This is a genomic window from Pseudodesulfovibrio sp. lm2024 (assembly GCF_051175575.1).
GTDB classification, from domain to species: Bacteria; Desulfobacterota; Desulfovibrionia; order Desulfovibrionales; family Desulfovibrionaceae; genus Pseudodesulfovibrio; species Pseudodesulfovibrio caledoniensis.
In genome coordinates, this window is the sequence record NZ_CP195092.1 from 2,278,478 (window position 1) to 2,295,752 (window position 17,275).

General features: G+C 63.4%; 18 protein-coding genes and 1 tRNA gene. 14 read left to right on the plus strand and 5 right to left on the minus strand.

Annotated elements, in window-relative coordinates:
* Window positions 1-100: 100 nt before the first annotated feature.
* Window positions 101-170, plus strand: a tRNA-Leu gene (locus ACR42D_RS10815).
* 107 nt (window positions 171-277) lie between these two features.
* On the opposite strand, the gene ACR42D_RS10820 is transcribed toward ACR42D_RS10815, so the two are convergent.
* Complete coding sequence (locus tag ACR42D_RS10820; protein ID WP_484566820.1) at window positions 278-877, minus strand: TetR/AcrR family transcriptional regulator; 600 nt, start codon at window positions 875-877, stop codon at window positions 278-280.
* A gap of 285 nt (window positions 878-1,162) precedes the next feature.
* On the opposite strand from ACR42D_RS10820, the gene ACR42D_RS10825 reads away from it, so the two are divergent.
* Complete coding sequence (locus tag ACR42D_RS10825) at window positions 1,163-1,903, plus strand: SDR family oxidoreductase (protein WP_484566821.1); 741 nt, start codon at window positions 1,163-1,165, stop codon at window positions 1,901-1,903.
* An 89-nt stretch (window positions 1,904-1,992) separates the two neighbouring features.
* Here ACR42D_RS10825 and ACR42D_RS10830 read toward each other — a convergent pair whose 3' ends face one another.
* Complete coding sequence (locus ACR42D_RS10830; RefSeq protein WP_484566822.1) at window positions 1,993-2,355, minus strand: SpoIIAA family protein; 363 nt, start codon at window positions 2,353-2,355, stop codon at window positions 1,993-1,995.
* A 106-nt stretch (window positions 2,356-2,461) separates the two neighbouring features.
* Window positions 2,462-3,016, minus strand: a complete 555-nt coding sequence (locus ACR42D_RS10835; RefSeq protein WP_484566823.1) for a hypothetical protein — start codon at window positions 3,014-3,016, stop codon at window positions 2,462-2,464.
* A 198-nt stretch (window positions 3,017-3,214) separates the two neighbouring features.
* Between ACR42D_RS10835 and ACR42D_RS10840 the strand changes: the two genes are divergently transcribed.
* The 11 genes from ACR42D_RS10840 (at window position 3,215) to rfbD (ending at window position 12,060) form a co-directional block, all read left to right on the plus strand.
* A complete protein-coding gene (locus ACR42D_RS10840; protein ID WP_484566824.1) occupies window positions 3,215-4,942 on the plus strand; it encodes an aldehyde ferredoxin oxidoreductase family protein in 1,728 nt (575 codons plus the stop codon).
* Between the two features lie 92 nt (window positions 4,943-5,034).
* Window positions 5,035-5,262 (plus strand): MoaD/ThiS family protein, encoded by a 228-nt coding sequence (locus ACR42D_RS10845; protein WP_484566825.1) that lies wholly within the window; start codon window positions 5,035-5,037, stop codon window positions 5,260-5,262.
* A 4-nt stretch (window positions 5,263-5,266) separates the two neighbouring features.
* Window positions 5,267-6,103: a HesA/MoeB/ThiF family protein gene (locus ACR42D_RS10850; RefSeq protein WP_484566826.1), complete on the plus strand. Its 837-nt coding sequence runs from the start codon at window positions 5,267-5,269 to the stop codon at window positions 6,101-6,103.
* Window positions 6,104-6,227: 124 nt separating this feature from the next.
* Window positions 6,228-6,614 (plus strand): winged helix-turn-helix domain-containing protein, encoded by a 387-nt coding sequence (locus ACR42D_RS10855; protein ID WP_484566827.1) that lies wholly within the window; start codon window positions 6,228-6,230, stop codon window positions 6,612-6,614.
* Between the two features lie 54 nt (window positions 6,615-6,668).
* The gene (locus ACR42D_RS10860; protein ID WP_484566828.1) at window positions 6,669-7,493 is read left to right on the plus strand and encodes an ABC transporter substrate-binding protein; all 825 of its coding nucleotides are present in this window, start codon (window positions 6,669-6,671) and stop codon (window positions 7,491-7,493) included.
* A gap of 68 nt (window positions 7,494-7,561) precedes the next feature.
* Window positions 7,562-8,257 carry an ABC transporter permease gene (locus ACR42D_RS10865; RefSeq protein WP_484566829.1) on the plus strand — a complete coding sequence of 232 codons (696 nt, stop codon included), beginning with the start codon at window positions 7,562-7,564 and terminating at the stop codon, window positions 8,255-8,257.
* Entirely contained in the window at window positions 8,254-8,907 is a 654-nt protein-coding gene (locus ACR42D_RS10870; protein WP_484566830.1) for an energy-coupling factor ABC transporter ATP-binding protein, read from the plus strand. The genes ACR42D_RS10865 and ACR42D_RS10870 overlap by 4 nt, the downstream gene beginning before the upstream one ends.
* A 15-nt stretch (window positions 8,908-8,922) precedes the next feature.
* The gene (locus ACR42D_RS10875) at window positions 8,923-9,630 is read left to right on the plus strand and encodes a molybdopterin-guanine dinucleotide biosynthesis protein MobB (protein WP_484566831.1); all 708 of its coding nucleotides are present in this window, start codon (window positions 8,923-8,925) and stop codon (window positions 9,628-9,630) included.
* Between the two features lie 3 nt (window positions 9,631-9,633).
* Window positions 9,634-10,095: a tRNA (cytidine(34)-2'-O)-methyltransferase gene (locus ACR42D_RS10880; protein ID WP_484566832.1), complete on the plus strand. Its 462-nt coding sequence runs from the start codon at window positions 9,634-9,636 to the stop codon at window positions 10,093-10,095.
* A gap of 73 nt (window positions 10,096-10,168) precedes the next feature.
* Window positions 10,169-11,185, plus strand: a complete 1,017-nt coding sequence (rfbB, locus tag ACR42D_RS10885; protein ID WP_484566833.1) for a dTDP-glucose 4,6-dehydratase — start codon at window positions 10,169-10,171, stop codon at window positions 11,183-11,185.
* Window positions 11,185-12,060: a dTDP-4-dehydrorhamnose reductase gene (gene rfbD / locus ACR42D_RS10890; RefSeq protein WP_484566834.1), complete on the plus strand. Its 876-nt coding sequence runs from the start codon at window positions 11,185-11,187 to the stop codon at window positions 12,058-12,060. Before rfbB ends, rfbD begins: the two co-directional genes overlap by 1 nt.
* Here the strand turns inward: rfbD and ACR42D_RS10895 are convergent.
* Window positions 12,057-14,843, minus strand: a complete 2,787-nt coding sequence (locus tag ACR42D_RS10895) for a SulP family inorganic anion transporter (RefSeq protein ID WP_484566835.1) — start codon at window positions 14,841-14,843, stop codon at window positions 12,057-12,059. The two genes, rfbD and ACR42D_RS10895, sit on opposite strands and share 4 nt — an antisense overlap.
* A 277-nt stretch (window positions 14,844-15,120) precedes the next feature.
* Here ACR42D_RS10895 and ACR42D_RS10900 point away from each other — a divergent pair, with 277 nt between their 5' ends.
* Complete coding sequence (locus tag ACR42D_RS10900; protein WP_484566836.1) at window positions 15,121-16,023, plus strand: glycosyltransferase family 2 protein; 903 nt, start codon at window positions 15,121-15,123, stop codon at window positions 16,021-16,023.
* A 310-nt stretch (window positions 16,024-16,333) separates the two neighbouring features.
* On the opposite strand, the gene ACR42D_RS10905 is transcribed toward ACR42D_RS10900, so the two are convergent.
* Window positions 16,334-17,275 carry an aminotransferase class IV gene (locus tag ACR42D_RS10905; protein WP_484566837.1) on the minus strand — a complete coding sequence of 314 codons (942 nt, stop codon included), beginning with the start codon at window positions 17,273-17,275 and terminating at the stop codon, window positions 16,334-16,336.

Below are 17,275 nucleotides of genomic sequence, written 5' to 3' on the forward strand. Positions count from 1 at the left end.
CCCTACGGGGCAGGCAGCACTGCTCACCTTTAACTCACCTTTAAGGGGCAGGGTCAGTCGGTCAAGTCGGGGGAAGTGGCAGCCTATTTCATAGGCTTCCGTGCGATTGCAGGGCATAAAGCACCTTCACACGGTGGAAGTCACAGGTTCAAATCCCGTATCGCCCACCACTTTGATTGCAAAAACGGACGCTTGATACAAGCGTCCGTTTTTTGTTTTTCGGTTGGGATGCGCAACGCTCCCTGAATCCTCCAGCCATTTCCGGATAACGGCCGACTCAGCGGCTTGCCGAAAGGCCCGCAAGGACGGCCGAGACCACTCTTTGCAGCAAAAGCTCCCTGTCCTCATCCTTGTGTTCCAAAACCAGGACCGGATGGTGGAACGAGACGGTGGCCTCGAAGAGGACCTCCATGGCTCTCTCGGGCAACGCTATGTCCAGTTCACCGGAATCCGCCCCTCGCTCCAGCAACGACAGCAACTGATTGCGCATGGTATCCAAATGGCGACGCACGAAGGGCTTGTCCGCTTCCACCGCCATGTTGAATGACCGGTACAGTTCAGGGTCCCGCATGACCTTGTTTCGCTTGTGGCGGTGATACGCCATGAACCATTCAAGGATGGCCAACCGGGCGGGGCCGCCGGTCCGGGCCACCCGCTCCATCGCCTCATCCATCTCGTTCAGCCAGCGCTCCGAGATGGCGTCGAGGATAGCCTCCTTGTTCGGGAAGTGGTTGTACAGGGCCGCGTGCGTCACCCCCAATCCCTTGGCGACATCCACAAGCCGGAACCTGTCCAGACCGACCTGGCGGATGGTATCCCTAGCGATTTCGATGGTCCTCTCGACCATCTCCTCTGAGCTCAATCCGGTTTTCGGCATTCTTCCGCCTTTGGGCGTCCTTCGTGTTTCTTGGCCACGGCCCGTATTTTGGGGCGGTGCCGGGACATAAAAAATCGACCATATTACATTTTCAAAAAATGTAATTAACCCGGTACAGCTTGTCAAACGGCTCGGCTCAAGGAGTCCGCAAACATATGGCTCCTGGTTGACACAACTTTAATTACAACTTATATTAAAAGTAACTTGTAATGAAAGTAATATTTTTACAACGAATATTCAACTGCGGAGCAGAAACCAGCCTGTCGCCGCACAAAGGAGAAAGTCATGGACACTACAGCCAGGACAGCTATCGTCACGGGTGGTTCGCGCGGCATCGGAAAGGCGATTTCACTTCGTCTCGCAAGGGACGGATTCGCCGTGGCGCTGAATTATATCGGCAACAAGGAAGAGGCGGACAGGACGGTCGCCGACATCAAGGGCGCGGGTGGTCATGCCCTGGCCGTTCAAGGCGATGTCGGAAAGCCCGAGGATATGGAGCGCTTGTTCGATAGGGCCGGGGAAACCTTCGGCTCCGTGGACGTTGTCGTGAACAGCGCGGGGATCATGCCCATGCTGCCTATTCAGGAGGCGGACATGGACGTCTTCGACAAGGTCATCGCCGTCAATCTCCGGGGAGCGTTCATCGTTCTGGGGCTGGCGGCCAAGCGCCTTGAGCGAGGGGGACGGATCATCGCCCTTTCCTCCAGTGTCATCGCCCCCGCGTTTCCGGGATATGGCCCCTATATCGCCTCCAAGGCCGGAGTCGAGGGTTTGATCCGCGTTCTGGCCAACGAGATGCGCGGCCATGGCATCACCGTCAACGCCATTGCCCCCGGCCCCATCGGCACCGACCTGTTCCTGAAAGGAAAGACCGAAGAGCAAATCGCCCGCATCGGCGCCATGGCTCCTCTGGAGCCCCGGCTCGGCACGCCGGAGGAAATCGCCGCCGCAGTCGCCTTCCTGGCCGGTCCCGATGGAACCTGGGTTCATGGGCAGGTGCTGCGGGTGAACGGAGGATTCGCGTAAGCCTGGAGAGCACCCCCAAAGGCAGTGTTCCTCTGGCGAGGAACGCCCGCCCAAAAAAACGGACGCCTGCACAGGCGTCCGTTTTTTGGCTAGGCGGAAATCCAATCCAGGGCCTGGTCCAGTTTCTCCGGCGGGTAGAGCTTGACCTCGCAATCCATGAGCAGCTCGCCGAGCTTGACGCCCCATCGGACCCAGGCCGGGCCGCCGACCACGGCCAGTCTGCGGAACCCCTTGCGGTGGGCCATGCCGAACCTGGCGTCATCCCAAAGCGCCTTGGGCTCCCATCCCTTGAAGTCGGCGTCCATGTACAGCAGGGCGTCGGCCCTGCCGTTCTCGTCAATGATCTTTTCCAGCGCCGGGATCCAGGTGTCCCGGTAGTCCTGGTCCGAGAGTTTGCCCGAGGCGCGGACCGCCAACATCCTTGGTGTGGACTGCTCCATAACGGTGATCATGCGAAACCTCCTTGTTCGGATAGAACGCAACGCCGTGAGCATAGCCCATATGCGAGCCCGTGCCCAGCCCCGGACGCGGGATCGCCCGCACGATCCATCCGGCCCGTCAGGAGAAGGTCACCCGGACGGACACCGGGCCGCTCAGGGTGTCGAGCCGGGTGAGGAATTCGTCTGCTTCCAGCCCGTCCCCTTTGAGGAACAACCCCTTCTTCTCGCGCAGGAACCCGGCCAGCAGTCCGGCGTCCACCAGAATGCCTCGGGCCAGCAGCCCGCGCCCGCTCTCCACGGCCAGGGTGCTGAAGACCTTCATGGACAACCGGGCCGGGGCCGCCTCGCTGCGGGAGTGGTCCTTGACCGCGATGCCGCTGCGGAAGCTCTTGTAGAAATTGTCCCGGCCCATGACGATGCCGACCAGGCCGGGCATGGCGCTGCCCAAGGCCATGCGGTCCCCGTCCTTGATAAAGGTATCGTCCAGATCGTCCACCGGGCTGTTGTTCAGGAAGATGGTCCGGACCGTTGATTCGATGAAATCGTCGTCGAAACCCAGCGCCTCATGCAGAAATCGGCGCACGGATGTCCCGGAAACCCCGTCCAGAAAGAAACCTTTCTGGAGAACATAATTCCAGCTCCACGCCGCCTCGGCAACCATCGTAATTTCCATACAACCGTCCTTACTGATCAATTCCATTTCCGCCTTCCGATTGTGTTGTCCCGAAAATGAACATTATGCCGAAGTGAACACAATGTATTGTTTTTTTTGACATTAATTTTGAAAAGGAGGTATGAGGAGACAGTTAGTCCGTTTATCGACTTTGCGTCAAGAGCAACGCTCAATTTCAAAAAGACTGAGGGTGAATCAATGTCAAGAATCCTGAGAATCAACTGTAGAACCAAGGAATATTCCTTTGAGGACGATGGCCCCTATGCCGGTCTCGGCGGCCGTGCCCTGACTTCCAGGGTCATCAACAAGGAAGTCCCCGCAACCTGCCATCCCCTTTCCGGGGAGAACAAGCTGGTCATCGCCACCGGCCTGATGGGCGGCTCCACCGCCGCCAACTCCGGCCGCGTGTCCGTGGGCACCAAGTCCCCGCTGACCGGCGGCATCAAGGAATCCAACTCCGGCGGCCTGTTCGCCCACAAGATGCCCAAGATGGGCCTCAAGGCGATCATCCTCGAGGACAAGCCCGAGGAAGGCGCTCCCTTCTCCACCCTGTTCATCACTGAGGACAAGGTTGAATTTCGCGACGCTTCGGACATCGCCGGCATGGACACCTATCCCGGCCATGACAAGCTCCTGGCCCAGTACGGCGACAAGCTCTGCGCGGCCATGATCGGCCCCGCCGGCGAGACCCTGCGCAAGACCGCCACCATCCAGTTCACCGATCCGTACAAGCGCCCCGCCCGCTCCGCCGGTCGCGGCGGCACCGGCGCGGTCCTGGGCTCCAAGAAGATCAAGGCCATCGTTCTCGACCCCGAGGTCAACAACAAGGTCTCGGCCGCCGATGCGGACACCTTCAAGGAAGCCCGCACCACCTGGGTCAACATCCTCAAGGGCCATCCGGTCACCTCCCAGGGTCTGCCCGGCTTCGGCACCTCCGTGCTGGTCAACATCATCAACGAGGCCGGCGCGCTGCCCACCAAGAACTTCCGCTTTGGTCAGTGCGACCACGCCGCCGACATCTCCGGCGAGAAGATCGCCGACGTCATCAAGGAACGTGGCGGCAAGACCACCGAGGGTTGCCACACCGGCTGCATCATCCAGTGCTCCCAGCAGTACAACGACGCCGATGGCAACTACGTGACCTCCGGCTTCGAGTACGAGACCGTCTGGGCCCTGGGCGCCAACGCCCTGATCAAGGACATCGACGACATCGCCCGGATCGACCGCATCTGCGACGAAAAGGGCATGGACACCATCGAGATCGGCAACACCATCGCCGTGGCCATGGACGGCGGCATCATCCCCTGGGGTGACGGCAAGGCCGCCATCGAGCTGCTCGAAAAGGTCGGCTCCGGCGATCCCCTGGCCATGATCATCGGCAACGGCGTGGACTTCGCCGGCGGCGCGTTCGGCGTGGACCGCCTGCCCACCGTCAAGGGCCAGTCCATGCCCGCCTACGACCCGCGCGCGGTCAAGGGCGTCGGCGTGACCTACGCCACCACCGCCATGGGCGCAGACCACACCGCAGGCTACGGCGTCACCGCCAACGTCCTGGGCGTGGGCGGCTCCATCGACGGCCACAAGAAGGAAGGCAACGTCGAGTTGTCCAAGAACCTTCAGGTAGCCACCGCGGCCATCGACTCCATGGGCTTCTGCCTGTTCGTGGCCTTCGCGGTCCTGGATTCCGACAACGGCGTCCAGACCATGGCCGACCTGGTCCAGTCCTGGACCGGCAACGCCTTCTCCGTGGACGACCTGGTCGCCCTGGGTGCGGGCGCCATGCAGGACGAGCAGGACTTCAACGAGCGCGCGGGCTTCTCCAAGGTCGACGACCAGCTGCCCCGCTTCTTCGAGACCGATCCCCTGCCGCCCCACAACGTTGCCTGGGACTACACCGTGGAAGAACTCCAGGGCGCCAAGGTCTAAGCGACGCATCACGACGAAAGACGAGGGCCGGGGTTTTTCCCCGGCCCCTTTTTATGGTTGACCCCTGTACCCCAACCACCTAGGTTCGCACTATGGGAATTGAACTCAAATGCTTCGCCACGTTGAGGGACCACCTGCCGGAAAACGGCGACGACTACCCCGTCGAGCCGGGCGAGACCGTCCGCTCGCTGGTGGCCAGACTCGGCATTCCGGAAAAGGAAGTGACCATCGTGTTCATCAACGCCCTGCGCTCCGACCTGGACAGCGAGATCAAGGACGGGGACCGCGTGGGGCTGTTCCCCCCGGTGGGCGGAGGCTAGCCGCTTGAGCGCCTCCCTCGAAGACTCCATCCGGGGTCTCGCGCAATCCCTCGCCCTGCCCTGGGGCGGCTTGGGGCCGGTCCTGTACGTCCGCGACGTGGCCGACCTGGCCGAGAGCCACGGCCTGCCGGGCCACGAGATCGAAGCCCGGGCGCTGGAAATGGACGTCACCCCCGCTCGTTACCTGCGCAACCGCCAGTCCATGGGCCGGAAGGACCAGGTCCGCCTGCTGCGGGCGAGCGTCGCCCAGGTAGGGCTCGGCGGCCTGGGCGGCTCCCTGCTGGAGCAGTTCCTGCGCCTGGGCATCGGCCGTGTGCGCGCGGCGGACGGCGACCTTTTCGAACCCTCGAACCTGAACCGCCAGGCCCTGTCCACGCTGGACGGGCTGGGCCGGGAAAAGACCCGTGCGGCCATGCTGCGGGCCGAGGCGGTCAATCCCTCGATGACCCTGGAGACGCGCTCCGAATTTCTCACGGCCGACAGCCTGCCCGGATTCCTCGAAGGCTGTGAGCTGGCCGTGGACGCCCTGGGCGGCCTGACCATGCGCGGCCACCTGCAACAGGCCGCGTCCCGGGCCGCCATCCCCCTGGTGACCGGAGCCCTGGCCGGATGGACCGGCTATGTCGCGGTGGTCATGCCCGGTCAGATCGGCCCGGCCGACCTCATGGGCACGGACAACGGCGGCGAGGAAAAACTCGGCTGCCCGGCCCCGGCCGTAAACCTGGTGGCCTCGATCATGGCCTCGGAAGTCGTCAACGTCCTGACAGGCGCGCCCACCCTGGCGGGAAAGATGCTGGTCATGGATCTGCGTTCGCACGCATTCGAGACCATATCGCTCTGATTTGGTGCCAAGACCCGCCCTATTATGTTTTCATTGACGTAATTCCTAAAAATCGTCTATTTTCCTCACTTGGTAGAACACTTTTCACATCCGTTTTTTTGACCAGTGAACTCCGAGGTACTTCATGAATCAAAACCCCGAAACCATCCTGAGACTGCGCGTCTGGCTTGAACAAGAGGATCAAACCTACATCGGCATCGGCAGCACCCTGCTGCTGCAGCAGGTGGAAAAACTGGGATCCCTGCGCAAGGCTTCCGAAGCCCTGGGCATGTCCTACAGACGGGCATGGGGCAAATTGAAAAACGCCGAGGAGCGCATCGGCAAGCCCCTGGTGGAGAAGACCAAGGGCAAGGGCCAGCGCTTCAACCTCTCGCCCTACGGCAAGGAGGTCATGGAGAAATTCCTGCACTTCTATCTGGACGTGGAGGAATACGCCACCAAGCGCGCCTCGGAACTGCTCGAAATGGACGTCAAGAAATCGGGTGAATTCTACCGCGACGACATGGAATAGATCCTCATCTGGTTTGAGGACTGCGGATACAACTGTTCATCACTGGAGGAAAAAATGAAACGTTTACTTATCGCCGCCCTGTCCAGCCTCATCGTCATGGTCATGGCCCTGCCCGCGCTGGCCGGTCCGACCCTGATGATGGCCACCACCACCAGCACCGCCAACACCGGCCTGCTGGACGAACTGATCGTGCCCAAATTCATGAAGGACACCGGCATCGAGATCAAATTCATGGCCGTGGGCACCGGCAAGGCGCTCAAGATGGCCGAGAACTGCGACGTGGACGTGGTTCTGGTCCACGCCCCGGCCGCCGAGAAGGCCTACATGGACAAAGGCGTGCTCGTTGACCGCAAGGAACTCATGTACAACGACTTCGTCATCATCGGCCCGGCCTCCGATCCGGCGGGCGTCAAGGGCATGAAGGTGGCCGAGGCCCTGAAGACCATCGCCGAGAAGCAGGCCGTTTTCGCCAGCCGCGGCGACAACTCCGGCACCAACAAGAAGGAGCTCTCCCTGTGGAAGGCCGCAGGAATGGCCGTGCCCGAAAAGGACGCCTGGTACATCCAGACCGGCCAGGGCATGCTCCCGACCATCAACATCGCCAACGAGAAGAACGGCTACACCATGACCGACCGCGGCACCTACATCAAGTACGCGGACACCAAGGGCGGCAACCCGCCGCTGGTGGTCCTGGTCGAAGGCGACAAGGTCCTGTTCAACCAGTACAGCGCACTGGCCGTGAACACCGCCAAGTGCAAGGACGCCCAGTACGACCTGGCCACCAAGTTCATCAACTGGATGGCCTCCCCGGACACCCAGAAGGCCATCGGCGACTTCAAGCTGCTCGGCAAGAAGCTGTTCATCCCCAACGCCCAATAAGACCGCACGATTGACTCGACGGGGGAGGGAGGCGGCAACTCCCTCCCCCGTTTTCGCGAGATTACACGATGGATTATCTGCTTGAAGGCTTCCGCCAAGGTTTCCTGCTCCTCTTCTCGGGCGATCCCGAGGCCTATTCGGCCATTTGGGCCACGGTCTACGCCTCGACCCTGTCCATGATCTGCAGCATGGGCATCGGTGTGCCCCTGGGATTTTTGCTCGGCTACAAGAAATTTCCCGGAAAGAAGGTCGTCCGCACCATCGTGGACACCCTGCTTTCCTTCCCCACCGTGGTCATCGGGCTGGTGGTCTACGCCTTCCTGACCCGCAACGGCCCCCTGGGCGGCACCGGCCTGCTCTTCACCATCCCGGGCATGGCCATCGGCCAGACCCTGCTCGGCCTGCCCATCATCATCGCCATGACCGCCAACGCGGTGGAGTCCCTGGACAAGCGGCTGCCCATGACCCTGATCACTCTGGGCGCCAGCCCCGGCCAGATAATGTGGGCCACGGTCCTCGAGGCCCGCTACTCCATCATGCTCGCGGCCATGGCCGCCTACGGGCGCATCGTCTCCGAAGTGGGCATATCCATGATGGTCGGCGGCAACATCAAGTGGCACACCCGGACCATCACCACGGCCATCGCCCTGGAGACCGGCAAGGGCGAGTTTGCGGTGGGCATAGCGCTCGGCATGGTCCTGCTGACCGTGGCCCTGCTGGTCAACATCGGGGCCGCAGGCCTCAAGAAGCGAGCTGTTCAATGACCACCCCGCTGATCACCCTCGACAACATCCGGCAGCGCTACTCGGAGCGGACCGTCCTTGAAATCGAACACATGGAGTTCGAGGAGGGGACCATCACCGGCCTGGCCGGGCCCAACGGCTCGGGCAAGTCCACCCTGCTGCGCATGCTCGCCTTCCTGGAGCCCCCGGCAAAGGGGACCATCCATTTTCTCGGGCAACCCACCTCGGCCAAATCAGCCGTGAACCGGCAGGTCACCCTGCTGGTCCAGGAACCCTACCTGCTCAAGCGCACGGTCTTCGCCAACGTGGCCTACGGCCTGCGCATCCGCAACAAGAACGACATCCCGGCCAAGGTCTTCCGCGCCCTGGAGGTGGTCGGCCTCGATCCCGACGCCTTTGCCAAACGGCAGTGGTTCGAGCTGTCCGGCGGCGAGGTCCAGCGCGTGGCCTTGGCCGCCCGGCTGGTCCTCAAGCCCAAGCTGCTGCTCATGGACGAGCCCACGGCCAGCCTGGACGCCAAGAGCGCCAAGCTGATTCACCAGGCCGCCCTGTCCGCCCGCGACGAATACGGCGCGGCCCTGGTCATCGCGAGCCACGACATGGTCTGGCTCGAAGCGGTCACGGACCACATCCATTACCTCGAAAACGGCCGCCTGGTGCGGACCGTATAACCGTTCGGAGGACCCATGAAGGCTGTCTCCATCATCGGACCGAAAAATTCCGGCAAGACCACCCTGGGCGTGGAACTCGCCCGCCACTTCAAGGAGCGGGGGCTGACCGTGTCCGCCGCCAAGTTCAGCCACCACGGTTTTGACTGGAGCGACGCCGACACCACGGACTACGCCGCCGTGTGCGACACCGTGGCGGGACTGGCCCCCAAGGAGACCTTTGTCCACTGGACCGCCCACAAATTCCTGCCGGACCTGCTGCCGCTGCTGACCAACGACGTGCTCATCGTGGAAGGCGGCAAGGAGCTCGGGTTCCTGCCCCGCATCCTCTGCCTGCGCGGCGACCTGTCCGACGGCATCGACTGGCTCCACCCGGAGCTGGCCATCGCCAGCGTGGGCGATACGTCCGTAGACGGCGTGCCGGTGATCAACGATCTCCCCGCCCTGGCCGACGCGGTCCTGGAAAAGGGATTCTTCCTGCCGGGCATGGACTGCGAGACCTGCGGCCGCCCGGACTGCCGCACCCTGGCCTCGGAGATCGTGGCCGGGAAAACCACCACCCGCGCCTGCCTGGCCATGCACAATTCCATCCAGATGGACATCGACGGCGCGGTGGTCGGCATGAAGCCGTTTGTCGAGGACATCATCTCCGCCTCCATCCGCGAGATGATCCGCACCCTCAAGGGGTACGCGCCGGGCAAGGCGACCATCAAGCTGGACGTCTAGCCCATGCGCATCGTCCTCTTCGAGCCGGAGATTCCGCCCAACACCGGCAACATCGCCCGGCTGTGCGCGGCCACCAGAACCCCGCTGCACCTCATTGAGCCGCTCGGCTTCTCCATCAGCGACAAGCACCTCAAACGCGCCGGGCTGGACTACTGGCCGCACGTGGACGTGACCGTGCACCCAAATTTCGACCAGTTCCTGGAAATCGTGGCCCCACCGCGCCTGGTCATGGCCACCACCAAGGGGAGCACGGCGCACCACCGCTTCGCGTTCAGGCCCGACGACGCCATCGTGCTCGGCCCGGAAACGCGCGGCCTGCCCCCGGAACTCATGGAGGGCCACCCCAAGGTGCGCATCCCCATCTGGGGCGAGGTGCGCAGCCTGAACCTGTCCACGGCCACGGGCATCCTGCTCTTCGAGGCCCTGCGCCAGACCGACGGCATCGTGGAAACCATCCCGGCTTGAGTTTTCGCCGCCCCGGCGGTAGTATTCCAGCGTCAAAGAATTCCCGAACCCTTTCAACCGATAAAAGAACTCCATGAAACTTCTCGTCACCGGCGGCTGCGGCTTCATCGGCACCAACTTCATCCGGCTCATGCTCGCCTCGCACCCGGACTGGGCCATCCTCAACCTGGACAAGCTGACCTATGCGGGCAACCGGCTGAACCTCCTGGACCTGGAGGAGAACGAGCCGCGCTACGAATTCGTCCAGGGCGACATCTGCGACCGGGAGCTGGTCATGGACCTGCTCGGTGGCAAAGGGATAGACGCGGTGGTCAACTTCGCGGCCGAGTCCCACGTGGACCGCTCCATCAACGACCCGTCGCCGTTCGTGACCACCAACGTGGCCGGGGCCCAGAACCTCATGGAGTGCGCCCGCCAGTGCGGCACCGAGCGGTTCGTCCACGTGTCAACGGACGAGGTCTACGGCACCCTCGGCCCCACGGGCAAATTCACCGAGACCACTCCCCTGGCCCCCAACAGCCCGTACTCGGCCAGCAAGGCGGGCGCGGACCTCATGGCCCGGGCCTATTTCGAGACATACGGCTTTCCCGTGCTGATCACCCGCTGCTCCAACAACTACGGGCCGTACCAGTTCCCGGAAAAGCTCATCCCGCTCATGTACCTGAACGCCAAGGCGGACAAGAAGCTTCCGGTCTACGGCGACGGGCTCAACGTGCGCGACTGGATCTACGTGGACGACCACTGCCGGGGCGTGGAGCTGACCCTGACCAAGGGGCGCGAGGGCCAGGCGTACAATTTCGGCGGCAACGCCGAGGAGACCAACATTTCCGTGGTCAGGACCCTGCTGTCCATCGTGGGCAAGCCGGAATCGCTGATCACCCACGTCACGGACCGGCCGGGCCACGACAAGCGGTACGCCATGGACTTCTCCCTGGCGGCCGAGGAACTCGGCTTCGCCCCCACCCTGGCCTTTGACCAGGGGCTGGCCCGGACCATCGCCTGGTACGAGGCCAACACCGCCTGGCTCGAACAGGTCCAGAGCGGCGAATACAGGACGTTCATGGACTCCTGGTACGAGGAGCGCGCCTGATGCGTATCGCGGGCTCGCGCATAGCCATTCTCGGAGGTCGGACCGGGCTGCTCGGCCAGGCCCTGTCCAGGGCCTTCGACAACGCCGGAGCCGTTGCCTTTCCCCTGTCCAGGCAGGACTGCGATGTCCTGGACCCGATGTCCGTGGAGCTATGGCTGGACAAGAACGACCCGGACGTGCTCATCAACGCCACGGGCTACACCCAGGTGGATCTGGCCGAGGACGAGCCGGAGAAGGCGTTCGCCCTGAACGGCACGGTGCCCCCGCTACTGGCCACCCTGGCCGCGCGCCGGGCCATCCCCTTCGTGCACTACAGCACGGACTTCGTGTTCAACGGCCGCAAGCAGACCCCCTACACCGAGTACGACGAGCCCAACGCCTCCTCGGTCTACGGGATCAGCAAGGCGGACGGCGAACGCGGCCTGCTCAAGCTCGGCTACAAGCGCACCCTGATCATCCGCATCGCCTGGCTCTTCGGCCCCGGGCGGACGAATTTCGTGAAGAAGATATTGGGACTGGCCGACGCGCACAAGAAGCTGACCGTGGTCAACGACCAGATCGGCTCCCCGTCCTACACCCCGGATATTGCGGACAACACCGTCAAGCTGTTGGAAAAGGACGCCGCGGGGCTGTTCCACCTGGCCAACTCGGGCAAGACCTCCTGGCACGGGCTGGCCAACACCGCCGTGAACCTGGCGGGCATAAACTGCCTGGTCTCGCCGGTGCCCACCTCGGCATACCCCACCAAGGCCTACCGGCCGCCCTATTCGGTGCTCGACCTGGCCAAGTTCATCCGGACCACGGGCGTGACTCCGCGCCCCTGGGAAGAGGCGCTCAAACAGTACGTGTTGGGCGATCTCGGCCTGGGCGCCTAGAGCATCAGCTCACGGACCCTGGCATTGGAATCGACCAGCCGTTCGGACAGAAGATTGATCAGGAACCTGTTGATGGCCGTGACCAGCCTGGGCACGCGCGCCTCGATGGCGTCGAGCTTGCGCAGGGTCATGCGGTAGAGGACGCACTTCTCCGCCGCCCGGATGGTCGCCGACCTCGGGGACAGGGTGTAGATGCCCATCTCGCCGAAGACCGCGCCCGGTCCGACCTTCTTGAGCCGGATAATCCGCCCGTCGGGCATCTCCAACTCCACGTCCAGCCGGCCCGACTCCACGAAATACATGGCGTCCGAGCTGTCGCCCTGGCGGAAGACCGCCTCGCCCGCCTGGACCACCTCGCGCTTGAGGACCTTCATCAGCGCCGGAATGTACTTGGGCTCCGGGAAGATCGGCACGAGCAGCTCGGGCAGGGTCTTTTGCCGGATATCCAGCATGCCCTCCGCGTCCAGCACGCGGTTCTCGCACCACTCCAGGGCGTAATCCAGGTCGAAGAAAATCTTGAACTGCCCTTGCTCGTCGCCCGCGTACCCCAAGGAGACCAGGTGCGACTCCAACTCCAGCGGAGCGCTGGTGATGACCACCTGGACCCGGTTCTGCGCGGCCAGCTTGTACAGTTTGGCGAAGCCGAGACTGGAGGCCGAGGCGAATCCCCGGGTCAACCGGAAATCCAGGACCAGGTATTCCAGGGAGAGCTGGTTGGGGTCGTCCAGCCGCTTGCGGATGTCGCCGATGAGCCGCTCCATGGACCCCAGGAAGATGAATCCCTGGACGCGCATGATGTGGATGTGGTCGCCGAATTCCTTGAGCACGCGCTGCTGGGCCGAGGCCCGGTCCACGTTGCTGGTGTGCTGGGAACCGGAGAGCACGTTGCGCACCACCCCGCCACGCCCGGCGCGGCTGACCGTGACCATCAGGGCCAGGGCCACGCCGAAGCCGATGCCTTCGAGCAGGCCGAGGAGAACCGTGGCCGCAAAGGTCAGCCGGAGCAGCCACAGCTCGGAACGGCTGGTGAAGGACGAGCGGGTGCGCAGCAACCAGTCGCGGATAAGGTCCAGCCCGGCGTAGACGAGCAGCCCCTCGGGCACGAACCTGGGGATCACGGGCAGAATGAAGTCCGCGTAGAACAGCCCGACCGCGCAAATCAGCCCGGCCACGATACCGGCCAGCGGCCCCCTGCCGCCCGCGGCGTAGCTGCCCGCGCTGCGGCCGAAGGACAGGGAGACCGGCATGCCGCAGCACAGGCCCGAGACCATGTTGGTCACGCCCAGCGCACTGTATTCGCGGCTCAGGTCGCTCTCGCGGCCACGGATCAGCTCCAGCCGGGTGATCCGGTACATGACCGTGAGCACGGCCAGGACGACCATGGCCCCGATGTACAGGCTGTGCGACTTGATCACCGCCCACTGGATGTCGCTGAAGAGCATGGGCGACTTGAGTACCTCCACCAGATGGACCAGCAGCGAGCCCTTGGGAAAGGGTACGGGCTCGGCCAGGTCGCGGACCGACGGGAGCGTGGCCCAGACGCCCGCCGCGTTGCCCGCACCCACGGCCGCCAGGATCAGGGCGAGCAGGAACAGGGAATTCTTGCTGCGGAACATGGCGAAAAACAGGATCAGGCCGAAGATCACGCTCGGCCCCATGGTGTACAGATCCCGATCGAGATGGAAATTGGTCGCCAGGGACAGCCCCAGGCTGTAGACATTGCTCCAGTCGGGGTTCATCCCGCCCATCCAGGAGACAGCTCCGATGAGCACGAACACGCCCACGCCGCCGATGACCCCGCCGATTATCTGCAGCGGAATGTAGCGGACGTATTCGCCGAGACGAAACTGGCCGAGGACCAGCAGGCCCACTCCGGTCAAGAGAGCCGCCAGGGCGATGCCCGCCAGGATGGTCGGCAGGATGAGCTCCGGGGCGAAGGTCTCGGCCATGAAGCGGTACATGCTGCCCATGAACAGGAAGAGCACGGCGGTCAGGACCGTCTCCGGCCCGACCAGGGCAAAGGGAATCCGGGACAGAAAAGAATAGAAGATGGACCCGACGATGACCCCGGCCAGGGCCGCGCCGAGCATGAACGGCAGATACTGGTGCATGCCCCCTTGGGACGCGGCCAGCAGGGACAGGGAATAGACAAAGAAAAGCGACAGCACGCCGGACACAATGCCCGCGTACAAATTCAGGGTCTTGCCGCCGCGCAGGAGTCGCCAGCTGTCCGGGTCCCGGTCCGCTTCGATGCTGGTCCCGTCCGGTCCGCCCTTGAAATCGGCTTCCCAGACCTGCGGTTCAAGGGGCTCGGCCAGGTCGCTGACGTCGATCTCGCTCTCGTCCACTTCGGGCAGTTCCTCAACGACCGCAAGCGGCGCGCCGCACTGGGAGCACTCGCCGCCGTGCACCGGATCCTGGACATGGCCGCATGCGGCGCAGATGACGTCCTCGGGCTCCAGGTCGACGGACAGCTCGTCCCCGTCCAGGTCGATGGGCCTGAGCGGATCGCCGTCCCCGCCCGCCGGATGGGGCTCGTCAACGGACTCGGCGGCCGCCACGCGCACGGCGCCGACAGGCTCCTCATGTTCCGCGACTGGGGGCGTATCCACCGGGACGCTCCCGGCCGCATCTTCGGCTTCGTTGGCGGGCACGTCCCCGGCCGCCACCCCGGCCGCAATGGTCACGCCCCGGCCGCAACCGGGGCACCGGGCCTTTTTGCCTGTCAGCCCGTCCGGGACTTCGCGCTCATAACCGCAGGATTCACACTTGAAAATCGCCACAATGTACCGCCGGATTCAAGAGGTGCTACTTCAGACCGGATACGACGGAACCGGTTTCCACATTGTTTCACGCAGTTAAGTACATACGTCAACCCAGGCCCACGCGCAAGCCGATGGGTCGACGCCTGTCGCATATCTTTTTTCCGAAAAAATACATCCATGGTCTAAAGTTTCCTATCTATGGGTCGATATATTTGGTGCGAGTAAGGTGAATTGTGTACACGGATCGTACCGGCCTTTCTCGGACAAAAACTCGTAATCCCATGGAAGGGCGACCATGCGCAAGCATACCGTTTCCATAATCGTTTCCGACCTGGAAACCCACCCGGGCCTGCCGCGGCTGCTGCAGTCCATCTCCCGACAGTCCGAAGGGCTGGACCGGGCCGAGATCGTGGTGGTTGGAAACGGCGGGCACGCTCCTTCCAACGAGACCCTGTGGCGGGCCATCACCGGCCTGGACGCCGTCCGGCTGGAGACCTTCGACCCGGACGTCACCCCCTCTAGGGCGCGCAACCTCGCGGCCGCCAAGGCCATCGGCGACCGGCTCGTGTTCCTGCGGCCCGACCACCGGCTGGACCCCAAGTACCTGACCACCGTGGACGCGGTCTTCGCGGACCACCCCGACACCGATATCATGTACGCGGACTACATCCGACTCGCGCCGGGCACGAACCGCGCCATGGGCCCGTCCATGATCCAGCTGCCGCCCTACCGCGACGGCCTTCTCCAGACGCGCGGCTTCCTCGGCCCCGGCGTGCTCATCACCCGCGAGGCATTCGGCTGGACCCAGGGATTCCGCGACAACACCTACTACCGCGACTGGGACCTGTGGGTGCAGGCCGCGCAGGCGGGTGCCGAGTTCTATCACGTCGGCTATCCGCTGACCTCCTGCGAACACCGCAAGGTCTCGTTCAAGGAACGGGCCGAAGACGGCCGGTGCAAGGCCGTCCTGGTCATCAACAACCAGCACTTCTTCCACGAGCACACCGTGCGCTGGGCGCTCTCCTACCTGCGCGGCGACGCCTGGGCCGAGGCCTTCGGCTTCATGACCATCCCCGGCCCCATGGACGTGACCCGCATGCTCCACGACCACGCCATGCGCACCATGGGCACCGACAGCCTTGCCGAAGAGGCTATACGGCAGTTCGACCGAGCGGTCATCAACTCCCATCTCCTATAAACCATTCGTTCAGTAAGATAATGGTTTGCGGAGTGCGGCAAAGAGAGCCGCTGCCGGGAGGCTTCGCCACCCGAATCGCTCCCATAAAAAAGGGCCTCCGACCTCATGAAATTCGGAGGCCCATATTTATGCGGCCCGCCCCGCGAAGCGGCGACAATAAGTTTCGGAAGGAAAGGGGGATGGGGGTCCGGGGGAAGGGGGAAAGGAAAGCCCTTTTCAAAGGGTTTCCTTTCCCCCTTCCCCCGGCCGCCGGAGGCGATAAAAGGGCCGCCCTCTGGGCGGCCCTTTTATATTGTATTTGGTGTCCGGCCTAGAGCAGGATGCCGGTGTCCTGGAGGTCCTTTTTGAGGAGCTCACGGATACGCGCGGCCACGGGGCCGGGTTTGACGTCGTGGATGGGTTTGCCGTTGAACCGGACCACGGGGATGGCGTCGCCGGTGGTCCCAACGATGATGACCTCGCGGGCCAGGAGGATTTCCTCTTCGCTGATACTGCGGAAGACGATGGGCACCTCGTCCTTGATCAGGTCCACCGCGCGCATGAGGGTGGTCCCTGCCAGGGCGTTGGTGAACTCCGGGATGACCAGCTTGCCGGTCTCGTCCACGATGCACACGTTTTCGGTGGCCCCTTCGGCCAGGAATCCGTTGCGGTCGAAGCAGAACGGGAAATCGTAGCCCTTTTCCTCGGCCTCGTGCTTCATGAGCACATTGGGCAGATAGTCGATGGACTTGATGGTCGCCAGATACGACTGCTTGGCCGGGATGGAGGTCTTGAAGGCGGTCACGCCCTTCTCATAGACCGACTCCGGCTTGGGATGCAGGTCGTAGGAGACCACGTAGAGGCTCGATTCAGGGCACTCGGACGGATAGATGCCGAAGCCGCCGGGGCCGCGCCCCAGGAGTACGCGGACCATGCCGCTGTCCCGGCCGCCCGCCCGGGCCACGTCGAGGATCAGTTTCCCGATCTCGTCCCAGGAGCACGGCGGAGTCATGTAGATGGCCTGGCAGGACCGCTGCATGCGGGCCATATGCGGCTCCAGCTGGTAGAGCTTCCGGTCCACGAACTTCATGGTCTCGAAGATGCCGTCCCCGCGATGGACCAGATGGTCGTCCCAGGGCATGACCATGAGCCTGGGGTCCGTGCAGATCATGCCCACACGGTGCTCGTAGAAGGCCTGGATCTCGCCCGCGCCGGGCCGTTCGACGGCCAGCATGGCGTCCAGATACGTCTTGGAATCCGCTACCTTGACCAC